At 38.2% G+C, this 16,613-nt stretch carries 20 protein-coding genes; 7 read left to right on the top strand and 13 right to left on the bottom strand.

Annotated features, from left to right (window positions below; genetic code table 11):
- Positions 1–20: 20 nt before the first annotated feature.
- Positions 21–527 carry a phosphoribosyltransferase family protein gene (locus ACK1I8_RS21920; RefSeq protein WP_090986580.1) on the bottom strand — a complete coding sequence of 169 codons (507 nt, stop codon included), beginning with the start codon at positions 525–527 and terminating at the stop codon, positions 21–23.
- A 191-nt stretch (positions 528–718) separates the two neighbouring features.
- Here ACK1I8_RS21920 and ACK1I8_RS21915 point away from each other — a divergent pair, with 191 nt between their 5' ends.
- On the top strand, positions 719–1,423 hold the full coding sequence (locus tag ACK1I8_RS21915) for a head GIN domain-containing protein (protein WP_412467375.1): 705 nt from the start codon (positions 719–721) through the stop codon (positions 1,421–1,423).
- A gap of 144 nt (positions 1,424–1,567) precedes the next feature.
- Here ACK1I8_RS21915 and ACK1I8_RS21910 read toward each other — a convergent pair whose 3' ends face one another.
- The 3 genes from ACK1I8_RS21910 to ACK1I8_RS21900 form a co-directional block, all read right to left on the bottom strand.
- Entirely contained in the window at positions 1,568–1,981 is a 414-nt protein-coding gene (locus ACK1I8_RS21910) for a hypothetical protein (RefSeq protein ID WP_412467374.1), read from the bottom strand.
- A 68-nt stretch (positions 1,982–2,049) separates the two neighbouring features.
- Positions 2,050–3,483, bottom strand: coding sequence for a 23S rRNA (uracil(1939)-C(5))-methyltransferase RlmD (rlmD, locus tag ACK1I8_RS21905; protein WP_412467373.1), 1,434 nt, complete (start codon positions 3,481–3,483; stop codon positions 2,050–2,052).
- 166 nt (positions 3,484–3,649) lie between these two features.
- Positions 3,650–3,760: a phenylalanyl-tRNA synthetase subunit alpha gene (locus ACK1I8_RS21900; RefSeq protein ID WP_412467372.1), complete on the bottom strand. Its 111-nt coding sequence runs from the start codon at positions 3,758–3,760 to the stop codon at positions 3,650–3,652.
- Positions 3,761–3,975: 215 nt separating this feature from the next.
- On the opposite strand from ACK1I8_RS21900, the gene ACK1I8_RS21895 reads away from it, so the two are divergent.
- From ACK1I8_RS21895 to crtD, 3 genes are all read left to right on the top strand, one after another.
- The gene (locus tag ACK1I8_RS21895) at positions 3,976–4,434 is read left to right on the top strand and encodes a DoxX family protein (RefSeq protein ID WP_412467371.1); all 459 of its coding nucleotides are present in this window, start codon (positions 3,976–3,978) and stop codon (positions 4,432–4,434) included.
- Between the two features lie 42 nt (positions 4,435–4,476).
- Positions 4,477–6,177 carry a M28 family peptidase gene (locus ACK1I8_RS21890; RefSeq protein ID WP_412467370.1) on the top strand — a complete coding sequence of 567 codons (1,701 nt, stop codon included), beginning with the start codon at positions 4,477–4,479 and terminating at the stop codon, positions 6,175–6,177.
- 273 nt (positions 6,178–6,450) lie between these two features.
- Positions 6,451–7,932, top strand: a complete 1,482-nt coding sequence (gene crtD, locus ACK1I8_RS21885; protein ID WP_412467369.1) for a 1-hydroxycarotenoid 3,4-desaturase CrtD — start codon at positions 6,451–6,453, stop codon at positions 7,930–7,932.
- A 152-nt stretch (positions 7,933–8,084) separates the two neighbouring features.
- On the opposite strand, the gene ACK1I8_RS21880 is transcribed toward crtD, so the two are convergent.
- From ACK1I8_RS21880 to ACK1I8_RS21860, 5 genes are read right to left on the bottom strand one after another with little or no spacing between them, the layout of a single operon-like run.
- A complete protein-coding gene (locus ACK1I8_RS21880; RefSeq protein ID WP_412467368.1) occupies positions 8,085–8,588 on the bottom strand; it encodes a shikimate kinase in 504 nt (167 codons plus the stop codon).
- A gap of 21 nt (positions 8,589–8,609) precedes the next feature.
- Positions 8,610–9,056 carry a DinB family protein gene (locus ACK1I8_RS21875; protein ID WP_412467367.1) on the bottom strand — a complete coding sequence of 149 codons (447 nt, stop codon included), beginning with the start codon at positions 9,054–9,056 and terminating at the stop codon, positions 8,610–8,612.
- Between the two features lie 3 nt (positions 9,057–9,059).
- Positions 9,060–10,115: an ABC transporter permease gene (locus ACK1I8_RS21870; RefSeq protein WP_412467366.1), complete on the bottom strand. Its 1,056-nt coding sequence runs from the start codon at positions 10,113–10,115 to the stop codon at positions 9,060–9,062.
- Between the two features lie 2 nt (positions 10,116–10,117).
- Positions 10,118–11,269, bottom strand: a complete 1,152-nt coding sequence (locus ACK1I8_RS21865) for a BT_3928 family protein (RefSeq protein ID WP_412467365.1) — start codon at positions 11,267–11,269, stop codon at positions 10,118–10,120.
- A gap of 34 nt (positions 11,270–11,303) precedes the next feature.
- The gene (locus tag ACK1I8_RS21860) at positions 11,304–11,849 is read right to left on the bottom strand and encodes a DUF1599 domain-containing protein (protein WP_412467364.1); all 546 of its coding nucleotides are present in this window, start codon (positions 11,847–11,849) and stop codon (positions 11,304–11,306) included.
- Between the two features lie 99 nt (positions 11,850–11,948).
- Here ACK1I8_RS21860 and folP point away from each other — a divergent pair, with 99 nt between their 5' ends.
- From folP to cdaA, 3 genes are all read left to right on the top strand, one after another.
- The gene (gene folP, locus ACK1I8_RS21855) at positions 11,949–12,803 is read left to right on the top strand and encodes a dihydropteroate synthase (protein WP_412467363.1); all 855 of its coding nucleotides are present in this window, start codon (positions 11,949–11,951) and stop codon (positions 12,801–12,803) included.
- 151 nt (positions 12,804–12,954) lie between these two features.
- Complete coding sequence (locus ACK1I8_RS21850) at positions 12,955–13,317, top strand: four helix bundle protein (protein ID WP_412467362.1); 363 nt, start codon at positions 12,955–12,957, stop codon at positions 13,315–13,317.
- A gap of 125 nt (positions 13,318–13,442) precedes the next feature.
- Positions 13,443–14,234 (top strand): diadenylate cyclase CdaA, encoded by a 792-nt coding sequence (gene cdaA / locus ACK1I8_RS21845; protein WP_293786288.1) that lies wholly within the window; start codon positions 13,443–13,445, stop codon positions 14,232–14,234.
- Positions 14,235–14,468: 234 nt separating this feature from the next.
- Here the strand turns inward: cdaA and ACK1I8_RS21840 are convergent, their stop codons facing one another.
- From ACK1I8_RS21840 to ACK1I8_RS21825, 4 genes are all read right to left on the bottom strand, one after another.
- Entirely contained in the window at positions 14,469–14,879 is a 411-nt protein-coding gene (locus ACK1I8_RS21840) for a BrxA/BrxB family bacilliredoxin (RefSeq protein WP_412467361.1), read from the bottom strand.
- Positions 14,880–14,975: 96 nt separating this feature from the next.
- Positions 14,976–15,455 (bottom strand): CCC motif membrane protein, encoded by a 480-nt coding sequence (locus ACK1I8_RS21835; protein WP_412467360.1) that lies wholly within the window; start codon positions 15,453–15,455, stop codon positions 14,976–14,978.
- A 6-nt stretch (positions 15,456–15,461) separates the two neighbouring features.
- Positions 15,462–15,782: a DUF2752 domain-containing protein gene (locus tag ACK1I8_RS21830; protein WP_412467359.1), complete on the bottom strand. Its 321-nt coding sequence runs from the start codon at positions 15,780–15,782 to the stop codon at positions 15,462–15,464.
- Complete coding sequence (locus ACK1I8_RS21825; protein WP_412467358.1) at positions 15,766–16,194, bottom strand: YkvA family protein; 429 nt, start codon at positions 16,192–16,194, stop codon at positions 15,766–15,768. The genes ACK1I8_RS21830 and ACK1I8_RS21825 overlap by 17 nt, the downstream gene beginning before the upstream one ends.
- Between the last annotated feature and the right edge of the window lie 419 nt (positions 16,195–16,613).

The following is a 16,613-nucleotide window of genomic DNA, read 5'->3' as shown; positions in this document are numbered from 1 at the left end:
ATGACGATACCAATGCATACTTAGCTCAAATAAACCCGATCTTCCTCACCTTCCACATCCATCACCACATCAACATGCTCTTTTAAAACGGTAGCAAGTTCGAGTCCAACGAAATCAGTAGCAATAGGGAAAATTTTGTGGCTTCGATCAACCAAGACCACCGTACGGATTTTTTTATGTGGTGTATTTAAGAAAACACCTAAACCATAAGCGAGGGTTTTACCACTGTTCAATACATCATCAACAATAATAATTACCTTGTTTTTCCAATGGCTTTCATCCAAATCAGTTGAAGCTACCAATTTGCTGCTTTCCTTTTGCAGATCGATACGCAGCAGGGTAAGTTTAAAGCCCGAAATCTTTTTAAGCACTTTTTCTAACCTTTGTGCCAACTTATAGCCGCGGTCCCAAATACCTGCAAGTACTACTTCTTTCTCGTTCAGGTTATCCTCTAAAATCTGATAAGCGATACGGTCTATTTTCTGCTGAATTTGTTTCTTATTAAGAATAAGTAATTGCGATGCCATTGTATAATCGGATTGAATACAAAAAGAACGATTTTAAGAATGAAATTCAAACTATTTAAAAAATATTTTCAATTGCTTGCAACGTTTTCTCAGGAGATGCGTCTAATCCATAACCAAAACACAAAATCGAAGTACTGGCATGCAAATATTGCATTACCATTAGCTTCAGAATCATTTAACGAAAAACAAATATGAAAGTCTTAATCAAATCATCTGCCATCTTTTTTTTAGTGGCAAGCAGCTATATGACCAAAGCGCAGGAAACGAAAAGCTTCACGGCTAAAAACTTCAACAGCATTGGGGTAAGTAGCGGCATTGATTTGTACTTAACCCAAGGCAATAGTGAAAACATAAATATAAAATCTGATTCGGGAACGTTAAAAGATATAGTTGTGGAACAGAATGGCAGCAGTATTACCATAAAGTTTAAGGATGGGATCAATTGGGGCGGCATGTTTAAGAACCGTACCATTAAAGCTTATGTAAGTTTTAAAACCCTAAATGCTATTGCAGCATCAGGAGGTTCGGATGTTTTTACTCAAAATCAGATCAAGACAGATAAACTTGCTGTCCGCTCTTCTGGCGGATCAGATTTAAAACTTAATGTTGTTTGTAAAGATTTATCTATCCAATCGAGTGGAGGAAGCGACATTGATTTAAAAGGCAAAGCAGAAAACATGACCATTCAATCCAGTGGCGGTAGCGATATCGACGCTTATGAACTAATTACAGATTATGCAAAGGTGCAGGCTTCTGGTGGTTCTGATGTAAATCTCTATGTAAACAAGGGCTTAGAGGCCAGCGCAAGTGGTGGTGGAGATGTAAGTTATAAAGGGAACGCTTCACTTAAAAAAGCATCGTCCTCCAAAAGTGGAGAGGTGCGCCACGTAGATTAAAAATTTAGTTTAGTTAATGATAACTCGCTGCTTTGTGGATGCAAAGCGGCGTTTTTTCGTTCTAGATAGCTTTCAGATATTTGGGAATTATACGGATTCCGGCTGCTATGAGCTATAGCAATTAACCTTAAACCCTCCGTCTGTCTAACCTCTACGTCTTTTATATGGGTAATAAATAAAGTTAGCACCTTCAGGAACGATTACAAATACACACATAAAGTCTTCTGGTTTTTTATACACTTTTAAGAAAGGTTCTTTTTTATCCTTGCTGATAATTCCTTTTTCTACAAATTCTTCTAAAGTAGAAGCCTGTATCGTCCAATTGGTATTAAGTTCTTCTTTATTTAAGATCACCTCCCCAATATTTACTTCGTGCTGATGAGCAATGAAGATCGGAGAAGCGGAAATGCCTTCAACCATAATTTCTATGGCAACTTCTTTAATTGCATCAGCATAAAATTCCAGGTCTTTCTCTAAACTGATCAGTGGACTTTCCTGCTTTTGTTGTGGTGCCCCTCCATCTTCCGGTGTTGCACTTAATAATTCTTCTCTATCCATTTTTTGTTGTTGGAAGGTGTGAATGTTAGAACGCTTTAAAGTTCCATCATACCTTATCCGTTTACATTTTACGCCTTTAACTTCAATAGTACTACATTTTCTACATGCTGCGTATGGGGAAACATGTCTACCGGCTTAATGCGGGCTACATCATATTTTTCTTTTAACAGTTCGAGGTCTCTGGCCTGTGTTGCAGCATTACAGCTGACATAAACAATTTTTTCGGCTTCCATTTCCAATAATCTTTGAACCACATCTGCATGCATTCCGGCACGTGGCGGATCGGTAATTACGACATCAGGCTTACCATGCGCCAATATAAACTCAGAAGTAAGAATATCTTTCATATCGCCCGCATAAAAGATGGTATTATCAATGCCGTTCAGTTCAGCGTTGAACTTAGCATCTTCAATAGCTGTGGGTACATATTCTACGCCTACTACCTGTTTTACATTTTTGGCCACAAAGTTGGCAATAGTTCCTGCCCCGGTGTACAAATCATAAACCAATTCATCGCCTTTAAATCCGGCAAATTCCCTGGCAATTTTATATAGCTCAAAAGCTTGCTCAGAATTGGTCTGATAAAAAGATTTTACACCAATCTTGAAGCGGATGCTATCCCCGCCTGTTAATCCCGCAGGCATTTCTTCAAAAATGTGATCCCGGCCCGAAAACACCTTTACGTCCTGATCGAAAATGGTATCATTTTTCTTTTGGTTAATAATATAAAGTAACGAGGTAATTTGTGGAAATTCATTTTTAAGAAATTCCATTAAACCATCAACCTGTGTTTGTTGGGGATAAGCAAAAACTACTGCCACCATCACTTCACCTGTGCTAGAGGTACGGATAATCAGGTTACGTAAAACACCTTCATGGTTACGCAGATCGTAAAACGACAGTTCATTTTCTAAAGCATATTTACGAACAGCATTTCTAATCGAATTGGATGGCTCATCCTGTAAATAACAATGTTCGATATCTAAAATTTTATCAAAACGCAAGGGCACGTGAAAACCCAGTGCATTCATATCAAAATCTTCATCGCGTTCTACATCAGTTTTTTCCAGCCAACGTTTGTTTGAAAATGTAAATTCTAATTTATTACGGTAATATCTGTTTTTCGCCGACCCCAAAATAGGTTCTGTTCCAGCGGTATCTATTTTACCTAAACGCTGTAAGGCCGCTTCAACATTTTTCTGTTTAAACTTTAACTGCGCATCATAACCCATATGTTGCCATTTGCAACCACCACAGGTTCCGAAATGAGGACAAAAAGGATCGGTACGTAAATCAGATTTCTTATGGAGTTGTTCAATCACCGCCTCAGCGAAGTTCTTTTTCTTTTTGGTCAAGCGTACATCCACCACATCACCAGGAACGGCTTTATCTACAAAGATAACCAATTCGTCAGCCTTGCCAACACCTTTTCCTTCTTCAGCAATATCAATTATTTGTACGTTTGGAACAATAGTTACCGTACTAGGTCTTCTTCTACTCATTATTTTGCAAAGATAAGGCTAAAAGCTGAAAGAGGAAAGACCAAAGGCTAAAGACCCAAGGTGTAAGCTAAAGTTGGAATGAATATAAATAGTTGGCAAGAAAGATTTGGCAATACTTTTCCTTTCAGTTTGTAACAACTGATACAGCATATTTTGATTTAAAAAACTATTTTCCGAAAAATTTAAGTGCAACTCCCCAGAAACCGTCCAGCCAGTTAAATTTTAGGTCAAATTTTTCATCTACCTGTACAGAAAATTCAAGTATTTCTTTGCTCATGATAAAAAACCAATCTATTTAAACAATAATACAAAATTCAGACCAAAAACTAAAACAGTTCAAGTTAAATTTTTATTAATTTTACCTAAAATCGTTAGACACCTTTATTACTTTCAATCCAAATCTCTTTCTTACTGATTTTCAAACCTTTATTTTGATATTAGGATATAAATCCGTAACTTAATGTATCATTCACATAAAAATGGAGGTTCATTATGAACGTTATCCGTAAAATTGAACATTGGGGAGATGTTCATCACTCAAAATGGCTGGATTATCTGCGCATTATCCTGGGCCTGATCATTTTTGGAAAAGGTGTTTCTTTCGTTAGCGACACATCTGTACTCCAGAATATGATTACACAAAACAATGTATTTGGTTTTTCAGGCGTACTGATCAGCGTGGCCATTCATATTGTTGCCTTTGCACATTTGGTTGGTGGTATTTTGATCACACTAGGCTTGGTTACCCGCTTTGCCGTCGTCATCCAGATCCCAATTTTATTGTTTGCCGTATTTTTTGTTAACCTTACCCCGGGTTTTTCTACACCAAATTCTGAATTGTGGTTTTCAGTATTGGTGCTATTTCTGCTGATTATGTTTTGGGTAGTAGGTTCAGGCCCATTATCTGTTGACGAAGGATTGAAACGTAAAACGGGTAAGCGTTACGACTAAACAACATTAAATTCTTAGTATCTTTCGTTTTTACTAATGATCATGAAAACGAAGATATTTCTTGCACTGCTTTTTGCGGGAGTGGCATGTTACGCACAGAATTCTACAGATGGATATTTTAAACTGACAAGAACGGGTTTCCAGGCAAAAAATGCATACGAAACGACAGCCTTTGTAGAAAAGTATTTTCGCGTGCCTGGCAACACCGGTTTTAATGCCAGCATTCACTATGTCGAAACCATCCTTAAAAAAGCTGGTTTTGTTGAACAAAAACGAAATGAAACCGAGGCCCCATTAACTTATCGAATCGAAAAAAGAGAGATGAAAAATAACACCTGGGAGCCTGTCGATGCGATTATTAATATTATAGGTGAAGCACAGCCGCTCATTTCTTACAAAACCAACCGTAACATGATTCCGATCAACTGTGGCTCAACTCCCACTGATGGCGTGACGGCTAACGTGGTTTACATCGAAAAAATAGTTCCGGCAGAAATAGAAAAAATGGATTTAAAGGGAAAAATCCTGTTTTCTGAAAACAATCCCTCACGTTTACTCCACATGGCAAGCAAAGCCGGAGCCATTGGTGTACTAGGCTATTCGATGCCAAAATATACCCAACCAGAAATTCATCAGACTTCCATTCAGTTTGGCAGTATGAAAGCTAATAGCGAAGTATGGGCATTGCTCCTATCCTATGCCGCGAAAGAAAAATTAAAAGCTGCCTGCCTAAAAGGTGATGTCAAACTGAAAGTGAATATCCAGACTAAAATATATCCTTCAGAAGAATTGACCATTGTGGCGAATGTTAAGGGTAATGTAAACCCTGATGAGCGTTTTGTATTTAGTGCCCACGTACAGGAACCGGGGGCAAATGATAATGCAAGCGGCGTTGGCACTTTAGCAGAAATGGCAAGATTAACGGCAGAACTATATGGTGCAAAAAAGATAAACCCTAAACGCAGTTTAACCTTTTTATGGGGAGACGAAATCGTATCAACAAGAAGATACATTACGGAAGACAGCACTAGGGCCAAAGGCATTATGTGGGGAATGAGTTTGGATATGGTTGGTGAAGATACTAAAAAAACTGGTGGCTCTTTCTTGATCGAAAAAATGCCAGATCCTTCTGCTATTTGGACAAGAGGTACTGATAAACATACGGAGTGGGGCGCTGGTGATGTTAGTGAGAAAGATCTTTTCCCACACTATTTTAACGATTTCATTTTCGACATCTGTAAAGCACAGGGTAGGTTTGCCAACTGGACGGTTAATTACAATCCTTTTGAAGGGGGCAGCGACCACACTCCATTTTTACAAAATAAAATCCCCGGTTTATTGATGTGGCACTTTACCGATGTTTTTTACCACACCGATAATGATAGAATTGATAAAGTCTCGCAAACAGAAATGAAAAACGTTGGCATAAGCGGTTTAACCGCAGCCTATACTTTAATATCAGCAGACGAAAACACAGCTATTACTACTGTTTCCCAAGTAAAAGCGGATGCCCTGGTACGCTTAAAAACCGAATTTGAACTGAGCAAAAAAGCCATTGCGAATGGAAAAGCGGCAGACGATGAAAAGCATATCATAGCGGTTTGGTGCAAATGGTACGTTGATGCACTGGCAACGATCAATAAAATGCCCGTAAAAGCGAAAACGACGAGAGTAGGTTCGGCTATTAAGTTAGCCACCAACGAGATTGAAAAACAGACACAACTATATTTAGGTCATCTCTAGCTTCAGGTGCAGCATCGTAATCTATTGTAAAATCGCCCCTGTGACCAGAAACTTCATTTTCTAGCTACTGATGCCCTTAACGGTCAATAACATCTAAAGTATAAACATAGTCAGTAAGAATTTTAAAAGTGTCTTTTAGCTCATCACTATTAAGCAGGTGGTTATTTTGAATAGCACCGACCAACTTAATGGCCTGCTTCAATTCTATGAGTTGCTGACTTCGCTCTTTGTAATTGCATTAAGTTAGTAAAATATTTGTGCTATTTTCGCATTATGCCTAAACCAAAAGCTATAATTATCGGTGCTGGAATTGCCGGAATTGCATCTGCCATTCGCCTCGCCATAAAAGGTTATCAAGTTGATGTTTTCGAAGCCAATTCAAAACCCGGTGGCAAGCTTGGGGAAATAAAACTGAATGGTTTCAGGTTTGATGCCGGTCCGAGTCTTTTTACCATGCCGCAATATGTGGATGAACTCTTCAAACTGGCTGGTAAAAATCCGGAAGATTATTTTAAATACATTAAATTAAAAGAAATCTGCCGTTACTTTTATGAAGATGGCTTAAGGTTAAACGCCACTTCTGATCTTGATCAATTTGCTAAAGAAATAGCAGAAAAAACCATTTCAACCCCTACAGAAGTGCGGCGTTATTTAAAAAAAAGTGAGACCATTTATGAGGTTACCCATCGCGTTTTTTTACAAAGGAGTTTGCATAAACTTAAAAGTTACCTGCATTGGGATACCTTAAAATCGATATTCCGCTTTGGTCAGATTGATGCTTTTAGAACACAGGCCAGGGCGAACCAATCATTTTTCAAAGATGAGCGCATCACGCAGCTTTTTAACCGCTATGCCACCTACAACGGTTCAGATCCATATCAGGCTCCGGCTACATTGAATGTCATTCCACATTTTGAATATCATTTTGGTGCTTTTATCCCGAAAGGCGGAATGTATGGTATTGTTAATGCTTTAGTAAAACTAGCAGAAGAACTGGGCATCAGGTTTCATTACAACCAAAAAGTTGAAGAAATTTTATACAGCCCTGCAGGCAAACCCAGAATAGAGGGTGTTAAAGTTAATGATAAAACCTACAAAGCAGATATCGTAATTTCTAATCTCGATATCTGGTTTACTTATAAAAGCTTACTTAAAGGCATAGCTGAACCTAAAAAATTATTATCCCAGGAACGAAGCAGTTCGGCATTAATTTTTTACTGGGGCATGGATAGCCGGTATAGCGACTTAGGCCTGCACAACATTTTCTTTACTGAAAATTATCAAAGGGAATTTAATGCCATCTGGAAAAACAAAACCATTTATGAAGACCCTACAGTTTACATCAATATCAGTGCTAAACACATCAGAACTGATGCCCCAGCCAATGCTGAAAACTGGTTTGTAATGATTAATGTACCTGCCAATAACGGACAAGATTGGGATCAGCTGATTAAGGAAGCAAGAGCAAATATGATTAAAAAAGTCAGCCGGATTTTAAACCGGAACATTGAAAAGGATATTGTTTGCGAACAGATCCTTGATCCAAGAACCATAGAAAGCAAAACAGGTTCCTATCAGGGTGCTTTGTATGGCAATAGCTCCAACAATCAGTTTTCCGCATTTTTAAGGCACTCTAACTTTAGTTCGAAAGTGAAAAATCTTTACTTCTGCGGTGGAAGCGTACATCCGGGTGGCGGAATCCCATTGGCATTGTTGTCAGCTAAAATTATTGATGATGATATTAAGCCGGTTTAATAGTTCATTGGTCATTAGCCATTAGTTCACTAGTCACTGGTTCGTGAGTTGTTGGTCAATAGTTTGATGGTTCACGTTAATAGTCAATGGGTTATTTCTTAATTGATAAAAACAAAATCACTATTTATCGACTAAGGACTCTGGACTTTAGACTAAAGACTTTTCTTAATCGCTTCCTCCAGCTGCTCTCCATCAAGATCGAACGCATCTACAATTATTTTCGCCTGGGTATAAAAAGGTTCTCGTTCATGGAGTTTTTCTTTAATGAATACCAAAAGTTGCTCATCGTCCAAATCTTTAATCAATGGACGTTTTTGACGGTTATGTAAACGCGATACCAAAGCAGCGGGTTCCATTTGCAGGTAAACCGTTGTGCCATGTGCATTCATCCACTCCATATTATCGAAGAAACAAGGCAATCCGCCACCGGTTGCTACCACACAGGTTTCTGGATAATCGTATGTTTTAAGCATTTCGCTTTCGCAATCCCTAAAGCCACTTTCTCCGAATTCAGCAAAATATTCGGCAATGCTTTTACCTGTTGTTGAAACAATTTCGGCATCAAGATCAATTACAGGGCATTCTAAACGATGCGCCAACTGTTTCGCTTTGGTACTTTTGCCGCAGCCCATATATCCGACAAGGAAAATTTTCATCTAAAGTTTTTATAAGGCGACCTATAGTAAATGATCGCGTTTTAACATAATGTAATCGGTTACAGGTGGAGTAAAACCGGCCTTTTTTAACAAGGTTACCACCTGCCCGCGGTGATAAGTAGAATGATTAAATAAATGAAATAAAATTTCATCTATGGAGTTTTCGTATTGATCGCCTCTGGAATTTGAATATAAAATCCGCTGATCTAAAGGGAAATTATTCAATGCCTCCCTAATCAGTTTAAAATTTTCTAAAGAGAGACTTTCAAAATTTTCTTTTGGATGTATATCCCAAACGCCATATTCTGGTTTTCGTCCTGACATGCGATAGGCCCAGATATGCTGTGCATTTAGCACATGGCTGAACAATCTTTCGGCATGAAGCATTTCAACCTTAGCATGCCTAAAAATTTCGATCACACGCTGATCTGCAAGCTCAGTATACTTCGCTATTTCTTCTTTGCTCATCACTTAACTTAATTTAACCCTTGGATCAACATAGGCATATAAAATGTCCACCAGGATGTTGATGACCACAAAAACAAAGGCAATAAAAAGAATGGAACCCATTACCACCGGAAAATCAGACATTTCTAAAGCCGTTACTGTTGTTCTTCCCAAACCGTTATAACCGAAAATATATTCTACAAAAAAAGAGCCTGCCAATAGCGAAGCAAACCATCCGGAAATAGCCGTAATTACAGGATTCATGGCATTTTTTAAGGCATGTTTATAAATGACCGCATTTCTGTTTAGACCTTTTGCCTTTGCTGTTCTGATGTAGTCCTGGGCAAGAACATCCAGCATGGCACTCCGGGTAAGCTGTACAATAATGGCCAAAGGCCTTAAACCCAGGGTAATCATTGGCAACCATAAATTCCTGAGTGTTAAAATTTCTCCATTAAAAGGATCGTAAGAATATAAGCTCCCACTCATTTTTAAACCCGTATAATCGCTCAGCACAAAGCCAAATAGCCAGGCAATGATAATCCCGGCGAAAAAAGAAGGTGCAGATATCCCTAAAATGGCAAATGCATTGGCTGCTTTATCAATCCACGAATCTTTATAAACGGCAGACAGCACCCCTAAAAACACACCAATTATGGTGGCAAAAATCATTGCGGTTAATGCCAGGATAAAGGTGTTGGGTACCGTTTCGGAAAGAATTGCAGTAACGTCGCGTTTGGTTTGGTAAGAGCTACGCAGATAGGGCCATTTAAGCACCAGTACTTTTTGATCAAAAGCGATTAGTTTGGCATAATGGTATTTCTGTTGACTGGCACTATCATTATCCAGCAAACTGATCGGCGATAAATCGTTGATATATAAAATAAACTGAACCGGCTTAGACCGATCTAAACCAAATTCTTTTCGAACAGCTTCAAGTGACTGCACATCTGCCCGCTGCCCCATAGTCATCCTTGCAGGATCGCCGGGCAAAATATTAAACAGCACAAAAACCACCACTATTACACCGCCCATTACCAGCAGTCCATACATGAGTTTTTTTAGTGCGTATCCGATCATGTTTACTTATCGAAATATTTTCGGCTGAGTTGATCGAATGTGGGTACATTATGGTAATGCCACTTATTAATCACCACTCCATTTTTCATCAATAAAACACCAGGGTTTGCCCTTACCATACTTTTTAACGGAACTGCATCTGCAAAAAATACTTCTGAAAACAGGTTATTTTTTTTAATAAAGGCCTGTGCATCCTGTGCAGAATTAGCAGTAAGCAATACCGTACGGATATTAAACTGTTGGGTGGCATTTATGGCTAATGCATTTAATTTACCAATTGCAGCTTCATTGGTTGCGTGCAGATCGTAAGCCACAAAAATTAAATTATAGTATGGGTTTTCGATCAGTTCTTTGGTGTAATCAGTTCCGGAAGCATCTGTAATATTCAAATCTTTGATTTTGGGCTCAAACCCTTTTTTAACCAGCCTTTTTGCCGGCTCCCCAATAATCTCCCAATTTTCATCCTTCCAAATCTCCGTTTTCAGATAGGCTTTGTCGCTCATATCTTTTTCCTCTTTGGTTTTCTTGTTTCTCAGGTGATACATGATTTCAAATTCATCGGGCTTTTCTCCAGGAGGGATCACCATTAAAGAGGGAATATGTGCACCAACTTTATAGGGCAGAAAATCAATAATCGGTAAAACATTATAGGTATACAATCCAAAACCTAAAGATACAAGCGTTACGGCAATGGCTATATTTCTTTGTGCAGCTTCTTTTTTGAATATTGGATGAATCAGGTGTTTGTTTAAGAAAATTACAATAATCAGCGTCAAAAGGATCAGATCTTTAGTAAACGATTGCCATGGCGTAAGCGGGATGGCATCGCCAAAACAGCCACAACTGGTCACCACTTTAAATGCTGCAGATATAAAGGTTAACAGGGTAAAAAAGATAATGAGCAATAATAATCCCCAAGCTACCTTTTTACTCCAGCAACCCAATAACAATAAAGCACCCAGCACAATTTCTAAAGTACAAAGTAATATCGCTATGCCAGTGGCCATACCATTCAGGAAATTCAGGTGAAAAACTTCAAAATATTCCTGTAATTTATAACCAAAGCCCAGCGGATCGTTTGCTTTGATTAATCCTGAAAATATGAATAAAACACCAACAAAAATTCTGGAGAATCTTAAAAGTATATTTCGCATTTATATATCTATCTTAAAGGCTATTTTGTTATTATTATTTAACACCAAGTTTGATCAGTGCGAAAACTGAATAGTTCAACATATCCTGATAATTTGCATTAACGCCCTCCGAAGCCAAGGTTTGCCCTTCATTATCTTCGATCTGTTTAACCCTAAAAATTTTCATCAAAATCAGGTCGGTTAACGAACTGATGCGCATATCGCGCCAGGCCTCTCCATAATCGTGGTTTTTGGCAAACATCAAATCTTTAGTTTCCGTTACCTTTTCGTCAAACCTTTTTTCCACTTCTTCATAAGGCATTTCATTCGGGTCGCTTTCCGTCAGTTCCAGCTGCATCATGGCAATCACACAATAGTTTACAATCCCGATATATTCAGCTATCACACCCTCTCCTACCTTGCTTACTTTTTTTTCTTCCAGGGTGCGGATACGTTGTGCTTTGATAAAAATCTGATCAGTGATCGAACTTGGCCTTAAAATCCGCCATGCAGTGCCGTAATCTTTAGTTTTTTTTAAAAATAATGATCTGCAAACCGCAATCACTTCATCAAATTCTGTAGAGGTATTTGTTTGTGCCAAAGCCAATAATTATTTAGTTTTTAGTGTATTTTTGTCCTGAAAAAACAAAAGCTAAAGATACATTTTTAAAGCGAAACCCAAATCCCGAAAGGGTTTATTATGGCAGAAAAAAACTTTTTTGAGTCCAAACAAAGCTTAAATATAAAAGGCAGACTTATTGATTTAAGCTCGCCAAAAGTAATGGGGATTTTAAACATTACCCCCGACTCCTTTTACAGCAACAGCCGTACAAAAACGATAGATGAAGCTTTGAACAAAGCAGCCCGGTTTTTAAATGAGGGTGCTACATTTATTGATATTGGCGGTTATTCATCAAGGCCAGGCGCAAAAGATATCTCTCCCAATGAAGAAACAGACCGTTTAGTGCCTGTAGTAGAAAATTTGGCAAAAACATTTCCGGAAGCGATTATTTCCATTGATACCTTCAGGGCGAAGGTTGCCGAAGAAACCATTGCTGCCGGTGCGCATATGATCAACGACATTGCCGCTGGCGATCTAGACAGTCAAATGTTCGAAACTGTAGCCAGGCTACGGGTGCCTTACATTATGATGCACATGCAGGGTACACCCCAAAACATGCAACAAAACCCCACATACAACAATGTATTGTTAGAAGTAATAGATGATCTTTCGAAAAAAGTTGCAGCGCTAAAGGCTCTGCATATTCACGATGTAATTATTGATCCTGGCTTCGGCTTTGGAAAAACCGTTGAACATAATTACGAACTGCTCAGACAAATGGAAGCTTTTAAAATTTTTAAACTTCCTGTTTTAGTGGGTTTTTCGCGCAAGGGAATGATTTATAAAACACTAGGTATCACTGCAGCAGAAGCGCTAAACGGAACTTCCGTACTCAACACTATTGCTTTACAAAAAGGGGCAGGTATTTTAAGGGTACACGATGTAAAAGAAGCGGTAGAATGTGTGAAATTGGTAGAAAGGTTAACTGGTTAATTGTTTAAATCGGTTAACTGAAAAGAAATGGTTAATCGGTTAATTGGCCGTACATAATGTAGAGGTTAATTGTTTATTTACGATTATTAAGTTAAATTCATCTCAAATATTCCTATTCTCAGTTCACATCTAATGATTAATCTTAATTGTTATGCACGTTTATTCGTTTGAAAAATTAGAAACCTGGCAAAAAGCCAGAATATTTAGAAAAGACATTTACAATTTGACCAGAAAATTCCCAAAAGATGAAATGTTTGGTTTAACGAGTCAGATTAAAAGGTCATCAAGTAGTATTGGCGATTGTTTGGCAGAAGGTTCAGCGAGAATTACTTCCAAAGATAAAGCGCACTTCATATCAATGTCTTATTCTAGCGCAATAGAAAGCATTAATCACATTATCGGCGCTTACGATTTAGAATATATCAATGAAGAAGAATATATTTCATTCAGGTTAAAACTAGATGAATTAACTAACAAGCTAAATGCTTTACGAAAATCCATATTAATGAATTAGTTCTTATGCGCCCAAATAATTAACCAGTTAACCAATTTAAACAATTAACCTAATCCCAATTAACCAACCCTTAAACAATCAACCTTATCTTGTAAACTGGAATCCGTTTTGCTATCTTGCCACTAATGAAAGGTTTTGATTTTGACTTCCTTAAAGTATCGCCAACTGATATCGTTGATATTATTTTGGTGGCCTTATTAATTTACTACGTTTATACCCTAATCCGCAATACGTTAGCCGTTAACCTGTTGGTTGGGATGTTTATTATCACCGTTTTTTACTGGATAGTAAAAGCCCTGCATATGGAATTATTAACGGCCATTATAGACAAGTTTATGAGCGTAGGGATTATTGCTTTGATCGTAATTTTCCATCCGGAGATCAGGCGCTTTCTTTTGCTGATCGGGAAGAATGCTTTTTTACAGAAAAATAAAGCCTGGTGGGGCTATTTATTTGGCCGAAAAGAGATTGAAAGAAACAATTTAACCCGGATAAAGCCCATTATCGATGCTTGTAAAAGCATGAAGAAAACGCGCACAGGAGCGTTAATCGTATTTGTTAAATTTTACGATGAACAGTTTTTTGCCAATAGCTGCGAATTGGTTGATTCCAAAATATCGAAACGTTTATTGGAAAGCATTTTTCAGAAAAACAGTCCGTTGCACGATGGTGCTGTAGTGATCTCTGAAAACAGGATTAAAAGCGCCAGTTGCATTTTGCCTTTAACAGATAACGACCAGTTACCCCCACAATTCGGCTTAAGGCACCGGGCAGGTATCGGTGTTTCGGAAACAACTGATGCGGTTGCTGTAATTATATCAGAAGAGACCGGAGAGATATCTTATGCCAAACAAGGAAGAGTAAGAATGAATGTTTCATTCGGGGAACTGGAGAAATTGCTCAATAAGGATTTTTAATAAGAGATGTTAACTTTACGGTCATTCTGAATGCAGTGAAGAATCGTTGATTCTCTAGTTGTTCGCCTCTCGCTAAGACCAGGTGCGGATCTACCTCAATAGATCTCTCGACTACGTTGCACTCCGCTCGAGATGACGAAAAGTAACAAACGCAAAAAGGCGAATGTTTCCATTCACCTTTCGAATATAGTTTTAAGAATCAGCTATTAGTCTAATAATCTGTGCAATCAACGATTAGCAGTACTGTTCAAAAGCACCGATCAGGTTATCAGCGATCATTTGTGCTGGCCTGCCTTCAATCTGATGGCGTTCGATCATGTGTACCAATTTACCATCTTTAAATAAAGCCATTGCCGGAGAAGATGGAGGGAAAGGCATCATATAACTTCTAGCCTGATCCACTGCTTCTTTTTCCATCCCCGCAAAAACAGTAACCAATTTATCAGGGTGTTTTTCGTGTGCTGCTGCTGTGCGAGCTGCCGGACGTGCGTTTGCTGCTGCACAGCCACAAACTGAATTCACTACAACCAACACCGTTCCTTCGCCTTTAATGGCCTGATCTACGTCTGCTGCATTTTTTAATTCTTGAAAACCAACGTTGGTTAATTCCTTACGCATTGGCTCTACTAAATATTCTGGATACATTATCTTTTTTTTTATTTACAATATCAATAGTACAAAAATAAGAAAATCGAATGGCATGCACCATCCGGTTTATATTTTTAAGGTAAAATTAATGACCTATTTTATTCCTTTGATAAAATTATCAAACATCTGAGGATTAGAGATAGCTCCAACTATAATTAATATAAACATCACGATTACCAGTGCGCTTAAAATGGTTGCAATCATTCCGCAGATTTTACCTGCTTTCGCATTTTTATAGGATGACTCTGTATATAAGCCCGGATTAAGCTGATATTTTTTCATGTCACCTGCACCTAATATCCAGGCGATTATACCGAATATCAATCCAAATATGCCATAAAAACAACAAGCCGGGATTGCTAAAATGCCCAATACAAGAGCGGCTGTAGCGTTTGGCAAATTCTGCTGACCAAAACCTCCCCCTCCAAACTGGCCAAATGGGGGCGGTTGCTGAAAAGGTGGTGGCGTTACCGGCCCGTTACCGAAAGGCTGAAATGGTGCAGGTTCTGGATTTTGATTCTTTGAAAGATCAATAGGTTTATTTTCCTGAGGGTTTTCCTGTTCTTCTGACATAGGTATTTAGATCAATTGGTGAGTGTATATTTTGTAAATGTAGTTGATTAAAATAATTACTGCAACCCCTGCAAAGACGATTTTGATCAGCTGTGCACCATACTTAAAATCTAATTTTAGATGTATAATGGTAAAAATCACCAAAAAAATAAGCGGAATAGTTGCAGGATAAAACTTAAATGATGTGGTTAAATCGCCACGAAATAATGCTAAAATTGAACGCTGCAATCCACACCCGGGACAATCGATGCCGAAATGGCTTTTAAATGGACAACTAAAGAGGTGTTCGCCCAACCATTCTAAAAAACTTTTATGCGGTTGAGCCATTTATATCGATTACTTTTCCTTGTGCGTCTTTCCAGGTTTTATATTTTTCCAGATCTTTGAGTACCTGCCTGTATACCAGATTTAAAATGTATATGTCGTCAATAAAGCCCAGAACAGGCACAAAGTCCGGAATGACATCAATTGGGGATAGGAAATAAATCAGTCCTCCTAAAATGGCAATGATCGATCTTTTTGGGATCTCAGTATAATCGCCATTCACATAATCTTTAGATACGGCAAAAAGCAGAACCAATTTTGACCAAATACCTTCCAGATCACCTTTATTAGTTACCGCCTTCCCTAAAGCATCTTTTATGGTATTGCTGGCTTTAGTTTTGTCACCCAAAATTACCGAGGCTTTGCTTTGCGATTTCTTAAAAAAGCCAAGTATTTTATCTCTGTTCAATTTCATAATTAATGCTTTACAAATTAACGGCCAAAAGTGTCGTCATTGTATTCTGCTCATCTGCCGAACAGCCTGAGCCTTACTCTTTATTAAAAGTTTCAATAACTTTTTTGTCAAAATCGATTGCAGTCAGTTTATTGTTTCCCACATCTTCTTAGTAAAACTGCTGCTTTTTTGGATCAAATACAAATCTTGCGATAACAGGCATCCGATCGGCATAACTTTCATGCAGGTTGAAATTATAATTTTTTGAATACCATTGAGAAGGATTTGTTTTTAAGGTCCGGATTACATTCGAGCATAATGCCATAAGATTTATTGGATAAACGTCAATATAAATGACAGTAAAATTCAACTTTGTAGCACCGCCTCATGGAATCGTCATTGCGGGGGGAGCAACGACCATTTTGTTGGATTCTGTCAAT

The sequence above is a fragment of the Pedobacter sp. KLB.chiD genome (genome assembly GCF_047040275.1).
Taxonomy (GTDB): Bacteria; Bacteroidota; Bacteroidia; order Sphingobacteriales; family Sphingobacteriaceae; genus Pedobacter.
Note: the sequence above shows the minus strand (reverse complement) of the source record. Positions and strands in the feature narration are given on the sequence as shown.

What these genes read in the sequence shown, in the direction of transcription:
- crtD (WP_412467369.1), top strand. Translation starts at nt 6,451, where the DNA reads ATGCCTAAACCAAAAGCTATAATTATCGGTGCTGGAATTGCCGGAATT.
- ACK1I8_RS21880 (WP_412467368.1), bottom strand. Translation starts at nt 8,588, where the DNA reads ATGAAAATTTTCCTTGTCGGATATATGGGCTGCGGCAAAAGTACCAAA.
- ACK1I8_RS21850 (WP_412467362.1), top strand. Translation starts at nt 12,955, where the DNA reads ATGCACGTTTATTCGTTTGAAAAATTAGAAACCTGGCAAAAAGCCAGA.
- ACK1I8_RS21840 (WP_412467361.1), bottom strand. Translation starts at nt 14,879, where the DNA reads ATGTATCCAGAATATTTAGTAGAGCCAATGCGTAAGGAATTAACCAAC.
- ACK1I8_RS21895 (WP_412467371.1), top strand. Translation starts at nt 3,976, where the DNA reads ATGAACGTTATCCGTAAAATTGAACATTGGGGAGATGTTCATCACTCA.
- ACK1I8_RS21915 (WP_412467375.1), top strand. Translation starts at nt 719, where the DNA reads ATGAAAGTCTTAATCAAATCATCTGCCATCTTTTTTTTAGTGGCAAGC.
- ACK1I8_RS21825 (WP_412467358.1), bottom strand. Translation starts at nt 16,194, where the DNA reads ATGAAATTGAACAGAGATAAAATACTTGGCTTTTTTAAGAAATCGCAA.
- ACK1I8_RS21900 (WP_412467372.1), bottom strand. Translation starts at nt 3,760, where the DNA reads ATGAGCAAAGAAATACTTGAATTTTCTGTACAGGTAGATGAAAAATTT.
- ACK1I8_RS21830 (WP_412467359.1), bottom strand. Translation starts at nt 15,782, where the DNA reads ATGGCTCAACCGCATAAAAGTTTTTTAGAATGGTTGGGCGAACACCTC.
- ACK1I8_RS21870 (WP_412467366.1), bottom strand. Translation starts at nt 10,115, where the DNA reads ATGATCGGATACGCACTAAAAAAACTCATGTATGGACTGCTGGTAATG.
- ACK1I8_RS21920 (WP_090986580.1), bottom strand. Translation starts at nt 527, where the DNA reads ATGGCATCGCAATTACTTATTCTTAATAAGAAACAAATTCAGCAGAAA.
- ACK1I8_RS21835 (WP_412467360.1), bottom strand. Translation starts at nt 15,455, where the DNA reads ATGTCAGAAGAACAGGAAAACCCTCAGGAAAATAAACCTATTGATCTT.
- ACK1I8_RS21910 (WP_412467374.1), bottom strand. Translation starts at nt 1,981, where the DNA reads ATGGATAGAGAAGAATTATTAAGTGCAACACCGGAAGATGGAGGGGCA.
- cdaA (WP_293786288.1), top strand. Translation starts at nt 13,443, where the DNA reads ATGAAAGGTTTTGATTTTGACTTCCTTAAAGTATCGCCAACTGATATC.
- ACK1I8_RS21875 (WP_412467367.1), bottom strand. Translation starts at nt 9,056, where the DNA reads ATGAGCAAAGAAGAAATAGCGAAGTATACTGAGCTTGCAGATCAGCGT.
- ACK1I8_RS21890 (WP_412467370.1), top strand. Translation starts at nt 4,477, where the DNA reads ATGAAAACGAAGATATTTCTTGCACTGCTTTTTGCGGGAGTGGCATGT.
- rlmD (WP_412467373.1), bottom strand. Translation starts at nt 3,483, where the DNA reads ATGAGTAGAAGAAGACCTAGTACGGTAACTATTGTTCCAAACGTACAA.
- ACK1I8_RS21865 (WP_412467365.1), bottom strand. Translation starts at nt 11,269, where the DNA reads ATGCGAAATATACTTTTAAGATTCTCCAGAATTTTTGTTGGTGTTTTA.
- folP (WP_412467363.1), top strand. Translation starts at nt 11,949, where the DNA reads ATGGCAGAAAAAAACTTTTTTGAGTCCAAACAAAGCTTAAATATAAAA.